This is a genomic window from Pedobacter kyonggii (assembly GCF_004310665.1).
Lineage (GTDB): Bacteria > Bacteroidota > Bacteroidia > Sphingobacteriales > Sphingobacteriaceae > Pedobacter > Pedobacter kyonggii.
Genome location: NZ_SIXF01000019.1, coordinates 20,967 through 47,065, shown reverse-complemented (window position 1 = coordinate 47,065; position 26,099 = coordinate 20,967). Strand labels below are relative to the sequence as shown.

Here is a 26,099-nt window from a genome sequence, read left to right as displayed (position 1 = left end):
AAAAGTTTTTAACCCGTGAGAATTAAAAAACATCTTGAACCTATGAAAATAGGATTTTATGAATATATAAAAGAATATATTATCAGTTTCGATTACAGGCCAACGGCAATTATGTTGTTACTGTGCGTCCTTTTGTTTAATCAGGCATTAGCAAGAAGCTTTGAGCAAACACCAGGAGAAAGTAGCGTAAGCATCAAAATAGCAGAAATGAGCATCACGGATGCCCTTAGTCTTTTAGAAGAAAAGGCAGGCTTGTCGATTAATTACAATAGATCGATTTTTAGCCAGAACAGCAAAATAAGCCTGGAGGTAAAAAACATGCCACTTGAGCTGATCCTCAAAAAAATACTTTCAGGAACCAGGGTAGCCTACAGGTTTGCCGATACCAATACCATATTGCTTTATAAACTTCCTGATCCGGTAAAACCCGGACGTATATCAGGAAAAATATTAGACGAAAAAGGTGAAACCCTCCCTGGTGCTTCCATTAAGGTTATCCAAACAGGCAAAGCTACACAAACCGCCAGCGATGGAAGTTACACTTTAAGCGTTGAACCAGGCATCTATACTATAGAGGTCAGCTATATTTCTTTTGTTACCCAGCGCATTAGCGAGGTAAATGTAAAGGCTGACAAAAATACACCATTAGACATTTCGTTAAAACCTGATGCAAAAGGCCTACAAGAAGTGGTGGTAACAGCCAGTTATAAAAAAGCATCGGTTGAGGGTTTATTGGCCCGCCAGAAAAACGCCTCCGAAATCAGTAATGGAATCAGCGCCGAACAAATCGGCAGAACACCTGATAAAAATATAGGCGAAAGTTTGAAACGCATTAGCGGCGTAAGTTCTATAGACAATAAGTTTGTAATTGTAAGGGGAATTGGCGAGCGTTACAATTCGGCTCAATTGGATGGCGTGACCCTGCCAAGTACAGAAGCGCAGACACGTAATTTCTCCTTTGATCTTATTCCATCTAACCTCGTTGATAACGTAGTAGTGAGTAAAACGGTTACGCCCGATATGAACACCAGTTTTGGTGGTGGACTGATCCAGATTAACACTAAAGACATCCCCACTGAAAATTTTATGAGCTTTACTGCAGGTACATCGTACAACGACCAGAGTACGGGTAAGGATTTTTTAAGCCACAAGAGAGGTAAATATGATTATCTGGGCTTTGATGATGGCCGAAGGGATTATCCTAAAGACCTTGTTGTAACTGATAGAAGAGTCGCACCCAACAATAGTTTAACAGAAGCGGAATATGCAAAAAAGGTAGAAATGCAGAGCCGTTTATTTACCAACGATAATTTTACAATATACCGTTACCAAGCTGTACCCTCTCAAAACTATCAATTCAGTATCGGAAGAATGATTCAGGTTGATACCTTAAAACAAAAGAGACTTGGTTTTACAGGATCAATAAGTTACCGGAACACACAACAGATCAACACATTTGATCAACAGAAAAGAGGAGACTGGTCTGCTTCCGAATTATATAACAATGCCGGTTCTAGTTATGGTTTTAACACAACCTGGTCTGCGCTGTTAAACATTGGCTACCAATCGGGCAAAAACAGGTATAGTTTCCGCAACAATTACACGCACATGTACGACAATGCGTTGGTGAGAACACTTGGACACAGTTTTGATGTTTCAGGCAATACACCCGCCAACCGTTTGGAAGAAACAGATGATCCAACATTTACAGATCTGTTACAGAACAAACTAAGTGGACAGCACCAGGCAGGTAAATTTAAAATAGAATGGAGTCTTGCCCGAACATCGATCAACCGTACCGAAAAAGATGTGATACTGGCCACCCAGGTGCCAAGGCTTATCGGTAAGGAATACCAGTATTTTTATGATATTGTAAACAGTAGTGAGCCCCGTATCCTACCGACCTCCCGTCACCATTATGAAAATGCCGAAGAGCATTATTCGTGGGATGTGTCTACATCTGTTCCCTTTGAAGTATCAGGAACAAGAAACACGTTAAAAACAGGATATTTCGGAAACTGGAAACAAGCACGATTTAACTGGACAATCGCTTCCTTTTCGGCCAACTTTAATACCCTGCCAGATAGCCTGCGCTATTTAACAATAGCAGAGATGCAACAGCCCGAAAACATTCGCGGTGCTAATGGTTTCTTCTATAATGTGGGGAATGGTTTTCAGGATATATACAAGGGCAAAAGCCTTACACAGGCTGGTTTTGCGATGTTTGACACCAGGTTTCTGGAGAAATTCAGATTGGTTTGGGGTGTACGTGCAGAATATTATAAATATGATGAAATAAACAACGGGAACAACACCAACCTCAAAATATTCAGTATCAAACCAGATAAACACTGGCAATGGCTTCCCTCTGCAAATTTAACTTACAGCCCTACAAGTAGCTTCAATATCCGGACCGCCTTTTCGAGCAGTGTAATCCGACCTGAACTATTAGACAATAGTCAGTTTTGGAGATATAGCCCGTATCTTGGTGCACAATTCGGCAACCAGGGCTTATACAGTACCAGGATTAATAGTTACGACCTGAAAGCAGAGTGGTTTCCCGGACTTGGTGAAATTATTTCTGCAGGAGGCTTTTACAAGAAATTCGACACACCCACCGAACTTACCTTTAGTACCGCTTCAGGCAACATCAACTACTACTTAAAAAGTGCCGATTTTGCACAAGTTTATGGGCTAGAGCTTGAACTACGGAAAAATTTCAACTTTATTTCTACACATAAACTGTTTAGCAACCTAACGGCATACGCCAATTTAACCCTTCAAAGATCGGATGTGAAAGGAACATACCTGGTGGCCAATACAGATCCAAATGGTCCTCCTAGCATAGAGGCTTCAAGCAAACAGAACCGCCCCATGTACGGACAGTCGCCCTATCTGGTTAACCTGGGCTTACAATATAATGCAAGCCGTTTTGGTTTCAACATCATGTACAACAAATCTGGCTATAAAACATATATCGTAAGTGAACTGCCCGCTGATATTGAATACGAAAAACCCAGGGCACAGATAGATGCTCAGATTAGTGGACGTTTATTAAAAAACAGGCTTGAGATAAAGATCAATGCCGGAAATATTTTGAACAGGGCATCGGTTTTTTATCGAAATACCGCCAGCTATGAGGTAAATCCGGATTACGTTGGTGGCGATGCCGACCGTAGCAACAGAACAAGGTTAAAAGAAGGATATAGTAACAAATATGATGATGGCGACCTGATCAGCTTTAGCCAGAAATTTGGCCGAACCTACAGTACCTCTATTACCTACAATTTTTAAAACTACTATGAAAAACAGTATAAATAAGGTTACACCATTTAATCAGAAAGGAGGAACAACGTTTCCTGCATAGCCATAAAAAAAACGAAAGGTTGTATCAGAACCCTTCGTTTAAACCGATCATTTCTAGTGGAACGGCGCATCAGGATAAACCCGAATTATTTTAAAAACCTACTGTTAAAAACCAAGGGTGCCTAACAGGATTACTTAGTAAAATTGATAAGAAATACTAAGATATAAAAAATCATCCCATTTAGATATAAATAGGCTTTTATTTCCACGAAAATTATGGATCACCTGACCTCTTATCTAAATGACCGTAAAAAATCAACCTAAAAAACATGGATCCTACCTATGAGGTCCTATGAAAAACAAAAAACGAAAATGAAAAATTTCAAAAATTTAATCGGTCTTTTATCAATTGTTGCTGTTTCTTTTACAGCTTGTAAAAAAAATGAAGGTGGATCAGCTTCATTCAACAACCGCAGCACTTCAGCAGCAGATTATTCACAATCATCATTACCGGTTGTAACCGTTAGCGGAGACATTACCAGCTCTGTTACCTGGACAGCAGGAAACGTTTATGAATTAAGCGGTGTGGTAACCGTTAGAAATGGTGCAACTTTAACCATCCAACCAGGTACTTATATCAAAGCATCTGTGAATACTCCTGGTGTACAAAACGGTGTATTGGTTATTGCAAAAGATGGTACCATCAATGCTGTTGGTACAGCTGCTGATCCGATTGTATTTACCAGCCGTTACCTTTTAGATGGTGATGCCAGCACAACAGGTAAGCCAGGAGATATAGGTGGTTTAATTGTTTTAGGTAACGCAACAATCAACGTTGGCGATAAACTGATTGAAGGTTTAGCTGACCAGCCTCAGTTCCATTACGGTGGATCGAATGATGCCGATAACCGCGGTACTTTACAGTATGTACGCATCGAATATGCAGGTTTCCAATTGGCTACAAACATCGAAGTTAATGGTTTAACTTTAGGTGGTGTGGGTAGCGGTACTACTATTGACCACGTACAGGTTTCTTATGGTCTTGATGATGGATTCGAATTTTTCGGTGGTACAGTGAGCCCTAGTAATTTAATTGCTTTAGCATCTGACGATGATCAATTTGATTTTGACAATGGTTTCACTGGAATCCTGAGCGACTGTATCGCTATTGCAGATAAAAACGCTACACACAGTACAAGTGGTGGTAACAGCGATTCTAACGGTATCGAATCTGATAACAATGCACCTGCAGAAGATGCTACTTTTAGCTTAACCCCTAAAACTCATCCTGTATTGATCAATGTAAGCATTTTTGGAACAGAAAACACTTCAGGTATTGCCGGTTTAGGTTACCGTAACGGTATCCGCGAGCGTAGAGGTTCGGAAGTTACTTTATCTAACGTAATTGTTTCTGGTTACAACACCAGTATCGCTTTCGATGCTGATGCCAATGCAAGTCTTTCAGATATCTCTACTACATCTGTTCACGGTTTTGTAAACTCAATTACCGCAGCAGTTGGTGCTTACGTTGATGGTGGTGGTAACAACTTGGTAGTTAATGCAAGCAACGCAAGTTATTTTGGCGTGAGCCAACCATGGTACAATACACCAGGTTCTCCATCTACGGTTACGCTTCCAAGCTGGGCTGCTACATGGTCAAAACTTGTATTCTAATTTTTTTCTCTCTTAACTAAAGGAGGCTGTACCCCGTGGGGTACAGCCCCTTTATTACAAAAACAGACAGCTGTTTTTAAATGTAATGACCCTTTATATGAAACTAAAAATTTTTACCCTTTTCTTTTTTTCTGCTGTTGTAACCTTAAGTTTATCTTGCCGCAAAGCAGAACTTCTTCAACCAGATCCTGCTAAAATTATCCAGTTAAACATTACCGGTGCATCTGATGTAGCATTAGAATATCTGTATAAAGACAGTATTATAGCTACGCCACCTGTTGGTAGTATTAACGTAAAAACCCTCCTCTCTGTAAAAGGCGAGAATGCTACTTTAAAGGTGAGAAAAAAAGGCACCTCAGAAATATTGCTAACCAAAACCATCACAGCAATACCATTTGATCAGAACATCAGTTTGTTTTATGATGGAACCAAAATATACAACAGTGCCATTTCGCTGATTGTTAAAGGCTTTGCCTTATCTGGTGAAATCGAATTCTTATTAGATGGAAAATTATTGTCGTCGGGCACCAGCATCATCAATAGTAACTTTTTTATCCTTATTGATAAAGGCACCACCAGGGAAATTACCATCCGCAAGAAAGGAACAACCGAAATACTCTTTACCAAAACAATCGAATCTGAAATAGCAAGGCAGAATATTGATTTTTTTTTCGATGGAACCAAAATCACAAATAACGTTAAACTCACTCCACCGGCAAATCCTACAAATATGATGATCAGTGCCAAGTTCGAAACCATATTTGCCCCACAATTTAAAAATGTTGATGTAGATATTGTTTTTTATACAAAACCTAAATCTGCCACCATTACAACAGCAGGTACCAAAGTTACACCCGAACTTAGGCTTACCCTTAAGAAAGATGGCTCGTTCAATTCGATAGAACTTCCGGCCCTTCCAGGACCAGATTACATCTATAGCTTTGATGTATTTGAATCGGGAACAAACAATGTCCCTTACACTACCACAGCCTCACCATTTGTAAACGCAGCATTTCCATTTAAACAGAACGAAGGAAGGTATGGCGCAATTAATTTCGAAGCAAATGCATCCAAGCTGTTTATTATAAAGGATACCAAAAATTTAGCTTCCACAACAAGATCTACCTATTTTTCAGGTGCTATTACAGATCTTTCAGAATATTTCAGATAAGTTAAATACTGTTCTAACAGGGCATAGGGGAAAACCAAAGCAAATTGCAATGGGTATTCCCCTTTTTCTATTATTACAATTTGCGCATCAACCTATTGACAACAATCATTTAGCTTACAACATGATTTAAATCAGCTACTGATTCATTTATTTGAGCTACTGAACAATTGGTAAAAGCAATTCTAGCTTTACAAGAAAGATTATTGACTGATTTGCTGTGATTTTTTTCCAAGTACCCAGCGGTTCCGCATGCAACGGTAACACCTGTAACGTTTCATGGGTAACCAGAATAACAGGGTTTTCATCATAAATGTCCGTGGAATTCTTTCCATATCCGATTTATCACCCTTACCGCATGGGCATGCACCTTGAAAATGACCATTGCCAATTGATTCGATTGCTGCTGTCATGACACAAAAAATTGAAAACTTATACTAAACATATAGATTACCAAAAATATAGCGCTAATGTTAATATAAAATAACCTGTTCAATACCAAACCAGGTTTATCACTTTAGTACCAAGAAAATCTCACAGTTATTTCCTGATCTTTCTATAAAGCCTGGCTATTTTTTTAGCATCTTTTTTAAATGTTTCGAGATAATCTTCTATTTCTTTCTTCGATAATGTTTCGATCTTCGCTTTAACCGCATGCTTAAAACTACCTACTGCAAGTAACTGGTTTTTACTGTCGCGAAATTTCACATTCGGAAAAAGTTCTGTAATATGACGTTTGTTTCTTTCCCTGATTTCGCTCAGTTTGGTAAAAGATTTTGAATTTGTATCGCTATTTAAATCTGTGAGCGAATCATAATAATCATAATCGTTAATGTAATTGATCACGCTGAGGGTAACAATGTTCGAATCCATATTTACTTTTGTTTCAGTTAAATATAACAGTTTGTGTTTAAAATACACCGTACTGTATAAAATATGTAACTCAACAAACAAATCCAGTTTAGCACTTTATTCAGGCTATAAAATCTAAACCTATGTAATTTTTTTGCCTGATCATTCACATAGATGTAATTACATTATTTCATAGCTTTACCAGCAAAAAATACAGCATGATGAACTTAGTGATGTCAATTATCGGATGGTCTGGAGTAGCATTTTGTACCCTTGGGTATCTTTTTTTAAGCATGAAATTAATCCGTGCTGATTCACTCTCCTTTCAGGCCCTAAACATATTGGGTGGTTTATGCTTAGCCATAACCGCGTTAAACACACACGATCTACCAAATGCTGTAGCAAATGTGCTCTGGATGTCTATTGGTTTATATGCTTTAAGCAGGCAGTTTAGCAAACGGGAGCAGAAACAGCCTTAACAGGTGATATGGAAAGTGCATCATATGCTTTTTGTTTATAATAAGCCAAACGATCTAAATAAGCTTTCTTATCGCTTTCCATTGAAAGATAAAAATAAGCACCATCTACCAGTACAAAAACAAAATCAGCTGTAAGCTGAGGATTCTCAACATTTGTGATCTGCTGTTCATTACACTGTTCAATCATTAGGGCCAGGCCATTGCGAAGGGCATCTAAAATAAGTTTATATTTTAACTTGATCTTTTTCTCCCTGAATGCCAAAGCGTAAAAGGTATAAAACAATCCATCATCAAAAAGCAGGTTCCATTTTTTAGAAAATAGCAGTTCAATAGTGCCTTGCAAATCGTCTAGTTTTGCTTTCTCTTTGTTCTTTATCGTGTAAATCAATAAATACCGATCGAGTATATGATCGATCAATTCATAAGTAAGTCCCTCTTTGGTTTCAAAATAATGAATAATAAGGCTTGGGTTAATATCCATCACCTTAGCAATCTTCGCAATAGAGGTATTTTCGTACCCCTCTTTCTTGGCCACTTGGTAAAATACCTTAATAATTTCCAGTCGTCTTGTTTCTTTTAGGCTTTTGCGTCCCATTGTGCAGTTAATTTAATTAGGCAAACTAATCAAAAGTAGTTCTATTCTGCAAATTTATTTTCTTAATAGATTGAATGAACATTCAATTAATATAATAATCTAATCTTAACCTAACTTTAATATGATATATTCAATTTAGCGCCGCTGAAAGGTACTTATCATTCCAAATCAAACAACTAAATTATTAAGAAAAATGAAAAAAACTATTCTGGATGTTCACGCTGTTGATCCTATCCGCTAGAAGCTTTGCTCAAGAGAGCATTATTAACGGCTTAGTCTCTGACATAAAAACGGTAGAAACGATCTCAACGGTAAACAATGAGCTTATGTTGGAGTATGCCAAAAGGAAACCAAATTGAACTAGGGTTCCGATAAAAAACATTTAAAATTTTAACAAACGAATTAGCTTTATGAAAAAAAGATTTACTTATCCATCTTTGGTTTGCCTGAAGAAGAGTTTATGGGTAACCTGCCTATTTATCGTTATTTTCAATTCTGCCTTTTCCATTCCAAAAACGAATGACAAGATTGTTTTAAAGCCTTCTGAGCGGAAAAAAACAACAGAAAATGCCAGAATTATTAAAGGCCATGTTACTGATGAAAAGAAACTTGGCATTCCTGGAGTATCAGTATTGATAAAAGGAACCAATACAGGTACAGTTACTAACCAGGAAGGCGATTTTTCAATCAAGGCTGACGATGGCAATGTACTTGTCTTTAGTAGTATCGGGTATGTTAACAAAGAAATTACAGTTGATCATTCCGATACTTACCAGATCATGATGACCGAGGATGCAAAAGCATTATCTGAGGTGGTAGTTACCGCTTTAGGTGTTAAAAAAGAACGGTCAAAATTAGGTTATGTGGCACAAACGGTGCAAGGCGAAAATTTAGTTAAGGCAAGAGAGGCAAATATTATTAGCTCACTTACCGGAAGGGTTGCCGGCCTTAATATCAGCAATTCAACTGATTTGTTTCAGGATCCTGGCATTTCATTGAGGGGCAGAAAGCCACTTATTGTTATCGATGGCATACCAGACCAATCTGCAGATCTTTTCCGTGTAAATGCAGATGATGTCGAATCAGTAACGGTATTAAAAGGAGCCAATGCATCTGCATTATATGGTTCTATCGGGCAAAACGGCGCAATTATGATTACGACAAAACGTGGCAAGGGAAATGATCTTAGTATTGATGTAAATAGTTCTACGCAAATACAGCCAAGTTTTATCAGGATTCCGAAGGTACAATCAGAATATGGTGCAGGCTATAAAGGAAAATATACTTATGTTGATGGTTCAGGAGGAGGACAAGAAGGCTCTGGATGGATTTGGGGTCCAAAACTCGATCAGCCCGATCCGACTACGCCGAGTGGTTTTTTTGAAACACCTCAGTTTAACAGCCCCAGAGACCCGATTACCGGAAAATTGGTTCCGCTTCCATTCCTTTCAAGAGGAAAAAACAATGTAAAGGACTTTTTTCAAACCGGACTAATTTCAAGTAATAACATTAGTATTACCCAAAGTTCGGAGAAGGGTTCCTTCCGGGCTTCAGCATCGCATATTTATCAAAAAGGCATTGTGCCGAATACCAATTTAAACAATAGTTCATTTAACGTTTCGGGCAATTATAAACTTTCAGATGCATTTACAATCGATGCAAGATTGAACTATAACCGCCAGTTTACCAAGAACTTTCCTGAAACAGGATACGGACCGACCAATTATCTTTACAATCTGGTGTTATGGACAGGAACGGATATAAACGTGCAGGATTTAAAAGACTATTGGGTGCCGGGCAAAGAGGGTATTCAACAACGCAATTATAATGTATCTTACTATAATAACCCATATTTTCAGGCTTATGAATATTTGCGCGGTTATGATAAAGACAACACTTATGGTTCATTAAACCTGAATTACAAAATCAGTCCGGCTTTTAGTGTTCAGTTTAGAAATGGAATAAACGCTTATGGCTTAAACCGGACCTATAAAGAACCTATGAGTTATATTGGTTATGGCAACAAATCCAGAGGACAGTTTACCGTTGCGACCCAAAACTATATTGACCTGGTTACGGATTTGATTGGAGACTACAACCATACCTTCACCGATAAGTTTAAGCTGCATGCGCAGGTTGGTGGTTCTAATTATTATAGAAATAACAAATATGGTTCTACAAATACGGATGGGTTAACCATTCCCGGTTTTTATAACCTTGGTAATTCTGCAAATCCTCTTCAGGGCAGTAATGCTGTTGAAGAGAGAAGAACAAGCAGTGTTTATGCGATTTTAGATCTGGAGTTTTTAAATGCAATCTATTTAACTGCTACTGGCAGAAATGATGTTATTTCTACGCTCCCAACAAATAATAACAGCTTCTTCTATCCTTCAATAGGTTCATCGGTTGTTGTTTCTCAGTTAACTAAATTGCCAGACTGGTTCAGCTATTTAAAAGCACGCGGTTCGTGGTCAAGAGTTTCAAGCGGTACGCTTGGGGATGATACTTATACCTATGGTTATCTTCCAGCATTTGATAAAGGAACGAGCTGGGACAGTACACCTGCCCTTACTTTTGGCAGTTTGCTTAAACAGGCTAACCTTACCCCACAAACATCTGACAGTTGGGAGGTAGGATTAGACACCAAGTTTTTTAAAAACAGATTAAGTGTTGAAGCCACTTATTACCAGACAAGCGACTTTAACAATATCGCTTCTCCGGATATTTCAATAACAAGCGGTTATGGCAGCCAGTTGGTTAACGGGAACGTTTATCAACGTAAGGGAATGGAGTTTGTGGTTAATGGAACCTTGTTAAAAAACAACGATTTTCAATGGGATATGGCCGTAAATCTGAGCAAGTATCGCAGGTATTTAAAAGAAATTTATGGCGGTGCCGAAACCCTGGGCAATCTGCGTGTGGGTGACAGGACAGATAGGATCTACGGTTCGGTTTATCAGACCACCAGTCAGGGGCAGATTATTTACGGAAGCAACGGTTTTCCATTAATTGATAATTTTTCAAGGTTTATTGGAAATGAAGCCCCAGACTGGACTTACGGTATCGAAAATACTTTTAATTATAAGAGTTTCACACTAAAGTTTCTGGTTGATGGGCGACTTGGCGGATTGATGTACTCGACAACCAACCAGAAAATGTGGTGGGGTGGTACACATCCGGGTACAGTTAACCAATACCGTGTTGATGCCAATGCAGGGAAAGCAACTTTTGTTGGCGATGGTGTTGTGGTTACCAGCGGAACAGCTACTTATGATGCCAAAGGTAATATTACGAGCGATAGCCGTGTTTTCGCCCCAAATACCAAAGCCGTAAACTACATAGATTATATGATTGATACCAGTAATGGTGCCTACAATAACTACAACTATTTTTCGCAAACCTTCCTCAAATTAAGAGAGGTAACATTAGGATGGCAGGTGCCAGCCAGGCTGTTGGGCAAATCGTTTATTAAAGGTTTAGATGTTTCAGTAGTTGGCCGTAATCTCTTATTGTTCTCAAAAATGCCAAATATTGATCCTGATCCCGCAAAGGATAACCTCCAAACGCCTTCGGCACGTTCATATGGTTTTAACTTAAACCTTAAATTTTAATCTGAAGTATATGAAAAAGACATTATATATTATATTATTTGCGGCAATCGCACAAACGGGCTGCAAAAAATTTAGCGAGTTCCAGGTAGACCCTAACAAAACCACTGCTGCTACACCCGATCTATTATTGAATGCTATTGAGCAGAGTGCCTTCCAATCAACCGATATCACTGTCGCGCTTACTTCCCGTCAAATGATAAATACAGATGACATTGACTTAAATCAGTACTATGGCTGGAGCCGGGGAAGCTATTCTAATTATAACAATCTGCGCCAGGTAGTTAAGATGGAACAAGCTGCCACAAATCTGAACAAACCTCAGTATTTGCCACTTGTGAAGTTTTTTAAGGCCTGGAATTTTCTACAATTAACCCAAACCTTTGGCGATATTCCTTACAGTGAGGCTTTGAAAGCCGAGGAAGATATTGTCGCGCCAAGATATGACAGGCAGGAAGACATTTACTTAAGTATTTTAAATGAGCTTAAATCTGCCAACGGGATGATTAATGTAAATACAGAAAGTTTACAGGGCGACATTGTTTTCGGGGGGAATATACAACAATGGAAACGCGCAATCAACTCCCTTTCCTTAAGGGTATTAATGAGTTTATCGGTTAAGGAAAATGACCCCAAATTAGAAATCAGGAAACGTTTTGCCGAAATTGTGAACAATCCGGCAGATTATCCACTGTTTACAGGAAACGTGGACAATGCCCAGCTAAAATTTTACGATCTTCAGGGAAACCGCTATCCATATTTCAATAGCAATAGTATGCAGACCGCATATTATATGGATGAAACTTTTATCAATTTGTTAAAATCGCTCCAGGATTCCCGTTTATTCCGCTTTGCCGATAAAGCACCAAAATTCGCATCCCTTGCTGCAACAGATTTTAAGGCTTATGGTGGGGGGAATGGTAGCGCACCAAAAGATGAGAATAATGCCCGTACGCTTGCGGGAGAAGTTTCTAAAATTAACCCGCGTTATTATAATCGCCCTGCAAATGAGGCAAGTATAGCAATGGGTTATGCCGAGCAGCAGTTTATTCTTGCCGAAGGCGTTGTAAGGGGATGGATTTCCGGAAGTGCAAATGAGTATTATCAGAAAGGTATCAGGGCATCTATGCAGTTTTACAATATTGATGAGGCAACCATCAGTACTTATCTGGCACAGACAACAGTGCAATTAAATGCTGCTGCAAATCCTCTGGCGAATATTATTACCCAAAAATACATCGCATCTTTCATGAACAGCGGCTGGCAGCCATTTTTTGAGCAGAGAAGAACCAGTTTCCCTGTTTTTGATACTACAGGAGCTGGGGTGTTAAATAATAAACGCATTCCAAAACGTTGGATGTATCCGGAATCTGAATTACGATTGAATCAGCAGAATGTTTCCGGGGCAATAGCAAGACAGTACCCTGAAGGTGACAACATAAACGGGGTAATGTGGTTATTGAAGCCATAAAATAGACCAACAGCAGCACCGCCAATTTTGTCGGTGCTGTTTATTTAACCACAGTTTCAAATTTTTACAAAGCATAAAATGATTAAAAAAATACTTTTCCTGTTACTGATTTTTGTTTCAGTAAATAGCTGGGCTCAGAAAATAAAAAAAACAGTATTCGTTATCGCCGATGGTATCCCTGCCGATGTAATGGAACGTTTGGCGTTACCTAATTTCAAAAAGATCATCTCAGCTGGATCTTATTTGCGTATGCATGTAGGAGGCGATAAAGCAAGTTACAATGAAACACCAACCATATCTGCTGTTGGTTATAACAGTTTGCTTACGGGAACATGGGTAAACAAACATAATGTACCCGATAACGACATTAAAGCACCCAATTACAATTATCAACACATTTTCAGATTGTTTAAAAATCAATACCCTGAGAAAAAAACAGCAATTTTCTCCAGCTGGACAGATAACCGTACCAAGTTGCTTGGCGATGGCCTTCCTGAAACAGGAAACTTTAAACCCGATTTTGTAGCAGATGGTTTTGAGTTAGATACTGTTCGCTTTAAACATGATAAAAATTCGGCTTACATGCACCTTATTGATGAGGAGGTAGTTAAACAGGCTGCAAACACCATTCATGATAAAGCACCTGATCTTTCTTGGGTATACCTGGAATATACGGATGATATGGGACATCGATATGGTGATAGTCCTGCGTTTTATAATGCTGTTGAGATGCTGGATAAACAAATGGGCCAGATTTGGGATGCCATTACTTACCGTCAACAGAAATTTAAAGAAGATTGGCTGATTATAATTACAACCGATCATGGACGTGATGAGCAAACAGGCCGTGGACATGGGGGACAATCTGAGCGTCAACGTTCTACCTGGATGGTAAGCAATTATAAAAACCTGAATACTTACGCCCAATACTTCGATCTTGGTGTAGTAGATATCATGCCTTCAATTGCCAATTATCTTAATGTAAAACTGCCTAAAAGTGTGGAACAGGAAATTGACGGCACATCATTTATAGGCCCAGTATCCATATCAGCACTAAAAGCAAATTATGTACAAAACCACCTTGACATTAGCTGGAAAGCACTGGAAAAGAAAGGAAAGGTAAAAATTTGGGTGGCGACTACCAATGCATTTAAAACAGGAGGAAAAGATGACTATCATTTATTGGGAGAAGTTGAGGTTAGTCAGCAACATTATTTTGCAGATCTTAAAAACTACCCATCTTCTTTCTATAAACTCTTGCTAGAAGCACCAGATAACATGCTCAACAAATGGATAAGCATTAAATAATTAGTTTCATTCCTAATTCCAATAAATTATCTTTCTAAGCCCAATCGCTGATCGTTCAAGATCAACCATTGGGCTTTTTAATTACTTATGGCACTTGCCATATTTCCTGCAAGCTGTTTTAACTTGGTATTTTGTATTAAATAATTGAAAGAAATAATACCCAATATGGCGCAGCTTAATCCGGCCAACACATCAAGCGTATAATGATGACTGGTATAAACAGCCGAAAACCAGATGCCAAGCATAACGGCAGCAAAAAAAATATTGATCTTGCCCAACCGGTTTTTTAAACCATAATAAACAACAATAACAGGATACGATGAATGCAGCGATGGCATAGCCGCAAACACATTAGAGCCTTTGCTGTATATACCATGAAAAAGCGAAATGTTAAAATAATGGTCAAACCGGGCCAACCCAGCAGTATTTCCAGCTGTTTTGGCGATAAACCCGAAGCCATGTTCCTGCACATACCATGGTGGTGCAGCCGGGAAAGCGTAGTACAACACAAAGCCTAACAAATTTACCCAAACAAAGGTGAGCGAGAACCGAACAAACTGTTCTTTATTCTTAAAAAAAAGATAAGTAGCAAATGCCAGCGGAACGGGTACCCACATCAGGTAGAAAATCCCTGTTAATACATCTAAAAATGCAGTACTGTTTATTTTCCAATACTCGTTAGGTGTAAGTATTAAGCCATGGTAGTTGATACCGAAAGTATTTTTTTCCAGGTCGTATAAATCTTCAATATGTACCGTATTAAAAAGATAGTTTGGAAAGGCTTTCATGTAATCAAACAGTATCCAATAGACAATAAAGATCGAAAAGCCAAGAATAAACTGCCTGGTTCCCTTCGAGATATAAAACAAAGCATTAAAAATAAAAATCAGCACCAGCTGATCGGTTTTAAAGCCAACTAGCAGCAGTGATAACAATAGATATCCAACAGAGATAGCAACTGTTAGATAAATATTCCGAAGATTATAAAAACTGTTTTTAAGCAATACCTCTTGCTGCATGTTATTTTTTATCAAAATTAGATCTAAAAATATGATCCCAAAAAGTCCAGCTCACCCCATAACCCTTGGTCGAATCGGAATAATGGTGAAGCATATGGTGCTGTTTTAACTGTTTCCAGAAACCACTTTTAAAATTGGCATGGTGAAGCGCATAATGCACCATATCGTAAAATAGATAACCGATCATAAAACCAGAGAAAAATGGGTAAACCACTGTATCCGGCAATAACCAATCGAAAATAAAATAAAAGCCCAAAGCCATAGGGATACTGGCCGAAGGCGGCATAACCAACCTTTTGGCATCGTTGGGATAATCGTGGTGTACACCATGAAAAATAAAATGGATTTTCTTGCCCCATTCGGCTTCCGGTTCGAAATGGAACACGTAGCGGTGCAGGATGTATTCGGTAATGGTCCAGATGGCCAGGCCCAACAAAAACCATCCTGCAAAATTGAAAACAGGCATTTCGATTTCCCAAAGCGCTTTCCAAAAAAGAAAAGCAATCACTGGAACATAAACAATCAAAGGCACATAAAACCTAACCTTTGAGAGGCTTTCTAAAAAGTCGTTTTTAAACATCCTGATGGATGCTGTCGAATTTGAAACAAAATTCTTTTTCATTGGTAATATTTTAACTGGTCTTCGACTCGGTTCACCGTTGATCGTCATCCTGAACTTGTTTCAGGATCTTCTCCTCAAACAATTTGTCATTCTCAACGTAGGGGTCTTCGACTCCGCTCAGACTGACAAAATGCTGTCATTCTGAACGTAGTGAAGAATCTCTAACCTAGATACTGAACTCAATCTCATATCGAAAGATTCTTCATTGCACTCAGAATGACATCAGCTAAACCTTAATCCTTTCAACTAACGTTTTTGAGGGCTCAGAAGCATCTACCCCTTTTATCTCTACATATTTCACATTCGGAAACCAAAAGGTACCGCCCTCTATCCGAAGGAAAATCCGTTCTAACTGCATTTTTTTATTGTTGATGGTGGCAAAAACATGGTATTTTTTATCTGCACCAGATTTATTTAAATACATCGGCAGTTTTTTATGCGAGGTAAACCGCAGTTCAAACTGACCGTTACCCATATTTTTGCTGATAATGCCATATGCAAATTTCCGTTGGATATAACTCAGCTCTTTCTTTTCGCCTTTATCTCCGTAGCGCATCCAAAATACATTTACGGGCTGTTCTTTATTTACTTCGCCATGTTTGTCTACATTTAACTGGCAGATAATGGTATTGGTATTCGGATCGCGCTGTAAATAAAACAGCTGATCGCTGATATCTTTTGGTGTTGGAAAAGTAATTGGAGAAGGATCTGATCCCTGCGCATTTGCGTTAAAAGAAAGCATTCCAGTTAAACTTCCCATTAATACCAAACCGGCAATTAATGCAGCCTTGTTATTTCCTTTTCGCTCATTAAATTCTTGCGCTTCGAGTCCTTTTTTGGCTTCCTGTAACCTTTTAACAGCTGTAATATTGGTCAATATCGCCATTAGGGTAATGGGCATGGTAAAAATCGACATCGTTTCGAAAACATGGAATGAAATACCTGGTATGTAAACTTTGTAATCGCCACCAATAAAATGACCTGCAATACCACAGGCTATGGCAAAAACGCCAATGGTTACCACACGCTCTGGCCGCTGCATTAAACCGCCCTTACATTCTACCCCTAATCCCTCGGCTCTCGCACGGGTATAACTCACCATCATCGAGCCGATTAATGCGATAAATGCGAATAGTGAACTTAAAAAATAATGATGCGCAACCAGATAATAACAAATGCCCAAAAACATAATCATTTCGCTGTAGCGATCGAGCACCGAATCGTACAAAGCACCAAACTTCGAACTCATGTTTCCCAATCGCGCCACCTGACCATCGAGCATATCAAACAGACCCGCAAAAAGCACCAGTGCTCCTCCCCAACCGATGTATGACATATCGCCACGGTTCGATTTTTCGGCACCGAGCACAAAAATAACCGCCACACCGATATTCAGGATCAGGCCAATGGTCGTCACCGCATTAGGCGTTAAACCTATTTTTATCAATCCCTTTACAAAAGGATTGATCACCTTGTATATGCCCTGTTGCAGGCTGTCCCTTAGATTTTTTTCCATAGCTTTTTTCTTAAAAATCAAATTTTACCCTTGCCCTTATTCCCCACTTCGAAACCTCCGGATTATTGAGGTAGTTGAACCTTTTCACCACGTCGACCCTCAATAGTTTAAAGATATTGCCTACACCAACACTACCTTCCATATAGGGCTCGTTACTCAATGCATAAGTTCTTTGTGCACCGTTTTCGTAAACCGGAAACTGGTATAATCCCGATTGGAAATTTGGGTTATTCTCCTTCCTCAATCCACCATATAATGCTTTGAATGACACCACTTCCCTCAATTTTAATTTTTTGATCAATGGTACCTTATTAAAAAAGAAGCCGTTAAAATTGTGGTCTATATTGATGCTTACATAGTGATCGCTCACAAACTCGAGGAAGTTCATCAGGTTATAAGAGTTGAGCTGATAGGCATAAGTTTGGTTAGCGCGGTGTATGGTCAATAAAGGGAAAGGTACTTTCCCGGCGATATAACCACCTTCGAAAGTTACATCGCTATAGCCTAACTGCGATAAATAGAAACGTTTATCGATGCTTCCCATTAAGTTATGGTAATTGTATTCGCCACCGAAAGCGCCCTTTAAACCTGCAGTATAACGCAAATTAAATACCGGATAACGATCGGCAATGGGTACACGGTATATTTTTCCCTGATAAAACTTTTCATTCGGCGCGTACCTTAATTGCAGGGAAATTTCGCTGGTGCTTAACCTGTTAACAGACTGATTTGCTCCGTTTAGGTAATTGAGTCCGCCAGCAGGTGTTTGGCTCCACTTTTTAAAGCCAAGGTTGTAAGAAAAGTGGTTTTCAAATTCTTTAACATAATCTAAACGATAAAAATCGTTGTACAATAGCATATCATTTACTCCTCTTTTAAACGACAGCAAGAAATTATCTTCCTGCACAAACTGCAGCTCCTGTCCGGGAATTTTTGTATCGCGCTGAAAACTGGCCCTAACATAATTTTGAGGAAATTCGTAGATCGATTTATTATTCAGCGAATAAGTTCCGGAAAGGAAAAACTTCCATTTCTCATCTTTAATCCCATAAGCCAAATAATTTTCGAAATAATAACGTTTACTAAGCTCAGGCGTTGTTCGGCCACCTACCCGCAGCCTTAAACCTTCTACATTGTTAAAGCTGTAAAATGTATTTACCGGACCAATTTCATAGGGGCCTAAATTCTGATAGCCTGCAAATAAAAGCGTAACGATTTTCATGGTCCGTTTAAAAGATGGCAGGTTTTGCAGGGTATCTATATTGCCATAAATCTTAAGCTGGTTCTTCGAAATGGTATCCAGTCTGTTTTGCTCCCAGAATTTATCGTCTTTTTTTGCTGCATCGGCCTGCACCACGGTACTTTTCCCTTGAAAAATAGTATCAGGCAACACCGTATCGAACTGGTAATTCTTATAGGTAACGGTTCGCTCGCCCGTAAAACCTATGCCTTTGGTTTTGCCAATACCAAAATCGGCCAACAGATTGCTTTTACTTAAACTGTATTTACCTTTGTTGTTGACTTCGAAATCGAGATCGATTTTTAAAGCACGTACAAAATTGAGGTTAATGTTTTTATTTACCCCAAATGAAGCGCCGGTAACAGCATAATGGCTATCATTCGTTACATAAATCTTCCCTTCGAACAACATATCGTTTGTATTTCGGGGGGTAAAAGAAAGTTCAATAACCTGAGGCTTTTGATTTTTTAATGTATCGGTAATAAAAAACTTATAAAAAGCAGGCGCTCCATCCGAAATCGGACTTAAAAATTCATTACTGATGACAGAGATGTTGTTTTTATAGATATCGATGTCCTGATACATCCTATCGAAATAGGTTTTCATTCCTTTATTATCGATGTACCTGCTATCGAAGTTTACTTGTTTCTCGGCAATAACAACAGTTTTATTTCTTTCCGGATCTTTACTGAGGTAACTATCTGCTAGTTTCTCCTGAATGTACACAGGCAAGAGATTTTTCCCGCCAATTAAGGTCGAATCCTGCTCCTGAAACAAAAACTGATAATTTCTGAACATCTTTTTGTTCTTAAACTTTTCCGAAACATTGCTCAACGAAAACAACATCTTCTCATACTGCCTAAAAGACACCGTATTGTAACTCTTAATCCGGTTCTCATCTTTGTGGGCAATTACCTGGCGGATCAATTCTACAGCCGGATTATCTTTGTTTCGGTATTTTACCTTTTTTCCACCCACAATGATCACTTCGTCCAAAGCTTTCGAATCAGGAACCAATGCAATATCGAGTTCCTGCGTTGCAGATGGCATAACATTTTTAAAAGCCGCCCGATAACCTACGTAGTTAAAAGTGATTTCGTTTTGAGGATCGGGAGAAACCAATGTATACTTTCCGTTTACATCAGTCTGTATGCCTATTTTCGTGTCTTTAAAGAAAACGGAAACATTGGGCAGTGTTTCTTTGGTAACCGCATCGCGCACGATGCCAGATACTACTGTTCTTTGGCCAAAAGCATTTACCTGCAAAATAAAACTGAGCACCACGAGGAGAAAAAATGAATAAATCGGTTTCATTTAACTTGAAAAAATAAACTGCTTTTGCATGATATAATTGTAGCTTACCCCGGTTAAAACTGAGCTAAGCACTTTAGCGAGAACGTAATTGAGATTAAAAAAATGGGTGAGCATAAACACACCCACGGTTACGATAATCAGATTGCCTGCCCATACCAAAATATATTTCAATATCTGCCATTTAATGGCTGTAGATTCACTTTCGAAAACCCATTTCCGGTTCACATAAAAATTAACTGCTCCACCTGCAACCGTACCTGTAATACTTGCTGCCAGATACCACCAGCCAAAAAGATTTACGGCAATAAGGGTCACACCGAAATCTGTTGCCGAGGCCACTAAGGATGATGCCTGTGCTTTTAGATAAGTGAATATCATGGCTAAAACAGTTCTAAAACAACAACCAATTGCAGTATAACATTTGCATAAATCCCGGCCAGCACATCATCTGCCATTACACCCCAACCACCTGGCAATTCTTCGAGTTTGCGGATGTAAAGTGGCTTGAGGATATCAAAAAACCTAAAAAGAATAAGTCCTATTAGGGTGTATTCCCATTTTAAAGGCACAAACAACAGGGTGATGCACATTCCGGCCACTTCGTCAATCACCACCCTGCCATGGTCTTTTCCCCAAATCTCTTCTACCCGATCGGCACTCATCACTCCCAACATCACGATGAGCATAGTGAAGAGTATCGGCCATAAATAAGGGTTGGTATAGGGGCTCTGGAAAAGATGCCAGCAGATGCAGGTTGCTATAGCAGCATAAGTACCTGCGCCCTTGCCGATATACCCGATTCCCAGAGCCGTTGAAAGAAATTTGTGGATAAACACTATACCGTTTCTATCAGTTCTTCTTCGTAATCCTGACCTAAGTGGGTGATCAATTCTTCGCCCATAATGTAACGTAAGGTATTCTGAAGTTTCATTAACTGTTTAAAAATGTCGTTTTCTGCAGGTACACCTGGGATCGTTTGTGGCGATTTCAGGTAGAATGATAACCATTCCTGAATGCCCGATAGGTTTGCACGTTTAGCCAGATCGATAAACAAAGCAAGATCTAATACAATCGGTGCAGCTAAAATCGAATCGCGGCAAAGGAAATTGATCTTGATCTGCATTTTATAACCTAACCAACCAAAAATATCGATGTTATCCCAGCTTTCTTTGTTATCACCGTGAGGCGGATAATAGTTGATCCTGATTTTGTGGTACATATCGCCATATAAATCAGGGTTAACCTCCGGTTTAAAGATATCTTCCAATACACCCAGTTTAGATACTTCTTTGGTTTTAAAATTATCAGGATCGTCTAACACCAAACCATCGCGGTTACCCAAAATATTATCAGAAAACCAACCGTTTACACCTAACGAACGTGCCGCTAAACCAGGCGCCAAAATGGTTTTCATTAAAGTTTGACCGGTTTTAAAATCTTTACCAGCAATTGGGGTATCGGTTTCTTTAGCCAGCTCGATTAAAGCAGGAATATCAACCGTTAAGTTTGGTGCTCCGTTAGCGAAAGGAATTCCTAATTTTAATGCAGCATAAGCATAGATCATACTCGGCGCAATACGCAAATCGTTATCTCTTAAACCTTGCTCAAACGCAGCCAGCGATTCGTGAACTTCTGATGGTTCAAAATAAATTTCGGTAGAACCACACCAAACCAATACAATGCGGTCGCAATTGTTTTCTACTTTGAAGTTTTTAATATCTTCCATTACGGCTAAAGCCAGTTCGTAACGGTTATCGAGATCTTTTACATATTTACCATCCAGGTTTTTTACATAATTTCTGTCGAAAGCAGCGCGCATCGGTTTAATGGCCTGTAATTCTTCACGTACATCGCGCAAAAGGTTAGCGTCTAATACGCGGGCATTCATTGCTGCTTCGTAAACATTATCTTCATAAACATCCCAGCCACCGAAAACTAAGTCTTCAAGACCAGCCAGAGGCACAAAATCTTTAATTTTTGGTTCTCTTTTTTCTGTTCTTTTGCCCAAACGGATGGTACCCATCTGTGTTAACGAACCGATAGGTTTTGATATCCCTTTTTTAATCGCAGCAACTCCGGCAATCATGGTTGTTGCTACAGCGCCTAATCCTGGCATTAATATTCCCAGCTTGCCTTCAGCTGCTTTTACTTGTTGTTTCATTCTATTTTATTTAAAATCTTATAACCAATTGTTTTTACGGTACCAGTTTATGGTTTCATTAAGCCCTTGTTCGAGACCGAATTGCGGCACAAAACCAAAGTCGTTCTGAATATTTTTAATATCGCAGCCCCAATTGAGGGCGGTGAGTTCTTTTATCTTATCTACATTTAAAGCTGGAATCTTATTAAACACGCCATACAAACGTTCCATCGACCAGGCAAGGCCCTTAATCATTTGCACAGGTACATTCACGGTCAACGTTTTTTTGTTTAAGGCCTTACGCACATGGGCAGCTAGCGCAGAGCGGTTATAAACTGCTCCATCAGAAATGTTATAACTTTTGCCAACAACATCAGATGCAAGTGCTTTTATAATAATATTGGCCAAATCGGTGGCGTATACAAAGCTTAGTTCCTGTTCCTGTTTGCCGATATACAGCTCCAGTCCTGCTTTAATGGTTTTAATCAATATGAAAATGTCTTTCTCCCTCGGCCCATATACTGCGGTAGGCCTGAAGGTGATTAGCGGCAGATTCGGAATCTGAGCCAGGTATGTCTCGGCAAGCGCTTTGCTGATTCCATAATTGGTTATCGGATTTGATGCCCCCTTATCAGTCAGTTTTTCATTCTTTCGATTTAAAGGCCCCAGCGCAGCCAAACTGCTGATAAATACAAATTTCTTTATGCTATGTGCCGATTTTGAAGCCGCCAAAGCCAGGTTTCGGGTATAAATGGCGTTTACCTGATTGTAATCATCGAGTTTTTTGGCCTTGGTTACCGCAGCTGCATGCACGATGTAATCGTATCTCTTTTCCTCTATATTTTCCTTCAACAGGTATATAGAAGAAAGATCAAGGTCAACGTAGTTGATCGGAAAATCTTTAAGATGTGCTGCAGTAGCCGATTGACGTACATTTGCATACACTTCGAGATCATTCGCCAAAGCAGATTTAATCAGGTGATACCCTACAAATCCTGTCGCTCCTGTAATCAACACCCGCTTTTTCATATCGCTTTCTCTAAAATCCTGTATTTACGATATAGTTTTCCACCAATATCTTCAATGGGTTTATTGATCAGATCGTTATGATCTAAAGTCCAGCTGGCCTCCGCATATTTCATGTTTTTAGCCTTGAAATGTTTAATAATACGACCATAAAGACAAGCTTCAATCCCCATTTTACGGTACCCATCTACCACGCCAAGCAACAAAATACGGATGCCATCAATTTTCTTTTTATTGGCCAAAAGCTTGATTAAACCTGTTGGAAACAACCTACCGCGTTTAATTTTGATCAGGATCTGATTGATGTCGGGAATGGCCAATGCAAAGCCCACAATCTTGCCATGCTGCTCGGCCAGGATACAAAACTCTGGGTCGAGGATCAGTTTTAAGTCGTTTGCGGTATAGTCGAATTCTTTATCCGTCATCGGTACAAAACCAAGGTTTTTATCCCATGCTTTATTGTATACCTCCCTCACGGCGTTACACTCCTCCTTGAATTTTTTCATGTTGATTTTACGCAGCACGATGTCGTTACGGAGTAGCCGTTCTTCTATCCTATCCAGCAGTTTAACCGATCTTTCGCTATAATTGTCCGCGGTGTAGCGGTAGGCCCTTAAATCGACATTTTTACGAAAGCCGGTTTGCTCTAAAAGCGACAGATAATATGGCGCATTATATGGCATCATGGCTACAGGTGGCCCATCGAAGCCTTCAATCAGTAATCCGCATACTTCGTTGGTTGAAAAATTTACAGGACCCAAAACTTTTGTCAACCCTCTTTCCGACAACCAATCCTGTGCTGCATTTAAAAGCTGCAAGGCAACTTCTGCATCATTTATACAATCGAAAAAACCGAAGAAACCATCATGTCCGCCGTAAACCTTATTGTGATTTGTATTGTTAATTGCGGCAATGCGCCCAACTACTTTACCTTCGTCGTACAGCAAAAAAAGCTGTATTTCCGAATGTTCGTAAAAAGGATGTTTGCCTGGGGTAAGCAGATCGCGTTGGGCAATAAAAAGTTCAGGGACATAGTTTACATCGGCCGCATACAATTGGTGCGGAAAATCTACAAATGCCTTTAATGCTTTTTTACCAGAAACCTTTAGCAGTTCTCTCATGATTGGCTTCCTACTAATTCTACGTTAACAGCTTTAAAAGCAGCACTTAGTTTTGTAATGGCTGATTCGATCTGATCGAAAGTATGCGTAGCCATTAAAGAAAACCTGATCAAAGATGAATCGGAAGGCACAGCCGGCGAAACAACCGGGTTTACAAATACCCCATTTTGCTGAAGGATATTCGTAATCATAAAGGTTTTGGTATTATCGCGAATATAAATGGGAATAATCGGGCTATTGCTATACCCGATGTCGAAACCGGCCTCAAGCAAAAGTTTCTTCGCATATTCTGTATTGGCCCAGAGTTTATCAATCCGTTCAGGCTCAGATTCGATGATATCCAATGCAGCAATTACACTTGCTACAGCAGAAGGCGGCATACTTGCACTGAACATCAGTGAGCGGGCACGGTGCTTGATATATTCGATGGTTTCGGTATTGCCCGCAATAAAACCACCTAATGAGGCCAGCGATTTGCTAAAAGTGCCCATAATCAGGTCTACATCTTCCGTAAGATTGAAATGTGATGCTGTACCAGAGCCGTTAAAACCGATTACCCCTAAACTGTGCGCATCATCCATCATGATATTGGCGCCAAATTCGTTGGCAATATTTACCATTTCAGGAAGATTAACTAAATCGCCTTCCATGCTGAAAATGCCATCAGAAACAATCAGTTTAGCTGCATCCTCAGGTAACCTGCTTAGTTTTCGGCGCAGGTCCTGCATATCGTTATGTGCATATTTAATGGTACGTGAAAAGGCCAAACGGCTTCCATCAATAATTGAGGCATGATCGTACTCATCCAATAACAGATAATCGTTACGATCTAATAAACAGGATATTACCCCTAAGTTGACCTGAAAACCAGTACTAAAAAGCACTGCCGCTTCTTTGCCCACATATTCGGCCAAACGATTTTCCAATTCAAGGTGAATATCAAGCGAACCGTTCAAAAACCGCGATCCTGCACAGCCAGTCCCATATTTATCGATAGCTGCTTTTGCGGCTTCTTTTATTTTAGGATGATTGGTTAACCCTAAATAGGAATTTGAACCAAACATGAGTACCTTTTTTCCATTGATAACCACCTCGGTATCCTGGCCTGATTCTATCGACCTGAAATAAGGATATAATCCCTTTTCTTTTATCACCGCTGCATCCTTAAAAGAGGCAATTCTATCTTGTAATTTTTTACGCATGCTGAACACTTATATTCTTCAGTTTTTAAAACCCTGTTCTGAAAATTTGGCCTGCACCTGAAGCTACTTGTAGAGATTAAAATCAACTAGGTAGATTAAGGCCGCATTAACCAAACGATTTGATAACACAATTTTAACGCGGAATTGAAGCCAAAAAAAGGTTCAAATGTGGGATATATTGGTCAAAAAGTTGGATCGACAAAATGTGACATTCAGATGAATTGACCAATTGACATTCTGACTTTTATTATAAAATAGTAAAATCTCAAAAAAACACTAAAAAAGCACGATAAATAATATAAATTGCTGTTTTTAAGTCAATTAAAACCACACAATTATTAATCAAAAGATTGAAAATTAATCAGAAATTAGTCATTTTAAAAAATTGATATTGCAAAATTGATCTCGAACATTACATTTGCCGGTACAAAATCCGAC

General features: G+C 39.2%; 19 protein-coding genes. 7 read left to right on the top strand and 12 right to left on the bottom strand.

The window, feature by feature from the left end:
• Positions 1–42: 42 nt before the first annotated feature.
• The 3 genes from EYS08_RS17475 (at position 43) to EYS08_RS17465 (ending at position 6,151) form a co-directional block, all read left to right on the top strand.
• Positions 43–3,294: a TonB-dependent receptor gene (locus EYS08_RS17475; protein ID WP_131031242.1), complete on the top strand. Its 3,252-nt coding sequence runs from the start codon at positions 43–45 to the stop codon at positions 3,292–3,294.
• A 384-nt stretch (positions 3,295–3,678) separates the two neighbouring features.
• Positions 3,679–4,980, top strand: coding sequence for a hypothetical protein (locus tag EYS08_RS17470; RefSeq protein ID WP_131031241.1), 1,302 nt, complete (start codon positions 3,679–3,681; stop codon positions 4,978–4,980).
• A 97-nt stretch (positions 4,981–5,077) separates the two neighbouring features.
• Positions 5,078–6,151: a hypothetical protein gene (locus EYS08_RS17465; protein ID WP_131031240.1), complete on the top strand. Its 1,074-nt coding sequence runs from the start codon at positions 5,078–5,080 to the stop codon at positions 6,149–6,151.
• Between the two features lie 537 nt (positions 6,152–6,688).
• On the opposite strand, the gene EYS08_RS17460 is transcribed toward EYS08_RS17465, so the two are convergent.
• Entirely contained in the window at positions 6,689–7,021 is a 333-nt protein-coding gene (locus EYS08_RS17460; RefSeq protein ID WP_131031239.1) for a hypothetical protein, read from the bottom strand.
• 197 nt (positions 7,022–7,218) lie between these two features.
• Between EYS08_RS17460 and EYS08_RS17455 the strand changes: the two genes are divergently transcribed.
• On the top strand, positions 7,219–7,479 hold the full coding sequence (locus EYS08_RS17455) for a CBU_0592 family membrane protein (protein WP_131031238.1): 261 nt from the start codon (positions 7,219–7,221) through the stop codon (positions 7,477–7,479).
• Here the strand turns inward: EYS08_RS17455 and EYS08_RS17450 are convergent.
• Positions 7,451–8,074, bottom strand: coding sequence for a TetR family transcriptional regulator (locus EYS08_RS17450; protein WP_131031237.1), 624 nt, complete (start codon positions 8,072–8,074; stop codon positions 7,451–7,453). The two genes, EYS08_RS17455 and EYS08_RS17450, sit on opposite strands and share 29 nt — an antisense overlap.
• A gap of 410 nt (positions 8,075–8,484) precedes the next feature.
• Between EYS08_RS17450 and EYS08_RS17445 the strand changes: the two genes are divergently transcribed.
• The 3 genes from EYS08_RS17445 (at position 8,485) to EYS08_RS17435 (ending at position 14,461) form a co-directional block, all read left to right on the top strand.
• Positions 8,485–11,685: a SusC/RagA family TonB-linked outer membrane protein gene (locus EYS08_RS17445; protein WP_131031236.1), complete on the top strand. Its 3,201-nt coding sequence runs from the start codon at positions 8,485–8,487 to the stop codon at positions 11,683–11,685.
• Between the two features lie 10 nt (positions 11,686–11,695).
• Positions 11,696–13,153 (top strand): SusD/RagB family nutrient-binding outer membrane lipoprotein, encoded by a 1,458-nt coding sequence (locus tag EYS08_RS17440; protein ID WP_131031235.1) that lies wholly within the window; start codon positions 11,696–11,698, stop codon positions 13,151–13,153.
• A gap of 78 nt (positions 13,154–13,231) precedes the next feature.
• Positions 13,232–14,461 carry an alkaline phosphatase family protein gene (locus tag EYS08_RS17435; RefSeq protein ID WP_131031234.1) on the top strand — a complete coding sequence of 410 codons (1,230 nt, stop codon included), beginning with the start codon at positions 13,232–13,234 and terminating at the stop codon, positions 14,459–14,461.
• 77 nt (positions 14,462–14,538) lie between these two features.
• Here EYS08_RS17435 and EYS08_RS17430 read toward each other — a convergent pair whose 3' ends face one another.
• The 10 genes from EYS08_RS17430 to spt all read right to left on the bottom strand — a co-directional run bounded on the left by EYS08_RS17430 (position 14,539) and on the right by spt (position 25,661).
• Complete coding sequence (locus tag EYS08_RS17430) at positions 14,539–15,480, bottom strand: phosphatase PAP2 family protein (RefSeq protein ID WP_131031233.1); 942 nt, start codon at positions 15,478–15,480, stop codon at positions 14,539–14,541.
• A 1-nt stretch (position 15,481) separates the two neighbouring features.
• Entirely contained in the window at positions 15,482–16,102 is a 621-nt protein-coding gene (locus tag EYS08_RS17425; RefSeq protein ID WP_131031232.1) for a sterol desaturase family protein, read from the bottom strand.
• Between the two features lie 226 nt (positions 16,103–16,328).
• Entirely contained in the window at positions 16,329–17,618 is a 1,290-nt protein-coding gene (locus EYS08_RS17420; RefSeq protein ID WP_131031231.1) for a DUF4833 domain-containing protein, read from the bottom strand.
• 10 nt (positions 17,619–17,628) lie between these two features.
• Positions 17,629–20,172, bottom strand: coding sequence for a DUF5686 and carboxypeptidase-like regulatory domain-containing protein (locus EYS08_RS17415; protein ID WP_131031230.1), 2,544 nt, complete (start codon positions 20,170–20,172; stop codon positions 17,629–17,631).
• On the bottom strand, positions 20,173–20,550 hold the full coding sequence (locus EYS08_RS17410; RefSeq protein WP_131031229.1) for a GtrA family protein: 378 nt from the start codon (positions 20,548–20,550) through the stop codon (positions 20,173–20,175).
• Between the two features lie 2 nt (positions 20,551–20,552).
• Entirely contained in the window at positions 20,553–21,008 is a 456-nt protein-coding gene (locus EYS08_RS17405; protein ID WP_244215986.1) for a phosphatidylglycerophosphatase A family protein, read from the bottom strand.
• Complete coding sequence (locus tag EYS08_RS17400; protein WP_131031227.1) at positions 21,008–22,333, bottom strand: inositol-3-phosphate synthase; 1,326 nt, start codon at positions 22,331–22,333, stop codon at positions 21,008–21,010. Before EYS08_RS17400 ends, EYS08_RS17405 begins: the two co-directional genes overlap by 1 nt.
• 18 nt (positions 22,334–22,351) lie before the next feature.
• Positions 22,352–23,341 (bottom strand): NAD-dependent epimerase/dehydratase family protein, encoded by a 990-nt coding sequence (locus tag EYS08_RS17395; protein ID WP_131031226.1) that lies wholly within the window; start codon positions 23,339–23,341, stop codon positions 22,352–22,354.
• Positions 23,338–24,459 (bottom strand): hypothetical protein, encoded by a 1,122-nt coding sequence (locus EYS08_RS17390; RefSeq protein ID WP_131031225.1) that lies wholly within the window; start codon positions 24,457–24,459, stop codon positions 23,338–23,340. The genes EYS08_RS17395 and EYS08_RS17390 overlap by 4 nt, the downstream gene beginning before the upstream one ends.
• Positions 24,456–25,661, bottom strand: a complete 1,206-nt coding sequence (gene spt / locus EYS08_RS17385; RefSeq protein ID WP_131031224.1) for a serine palmitoyltransferase — start codon at positions 25,659–25,661, stop codon at positions 24,456–24,458. Before spt ends, EYS08_RS17390 begins: the two co-directional genes overlap by 4 nt.
• Positions 25,662–26,099: the final 438 nt, after the last annotated feature.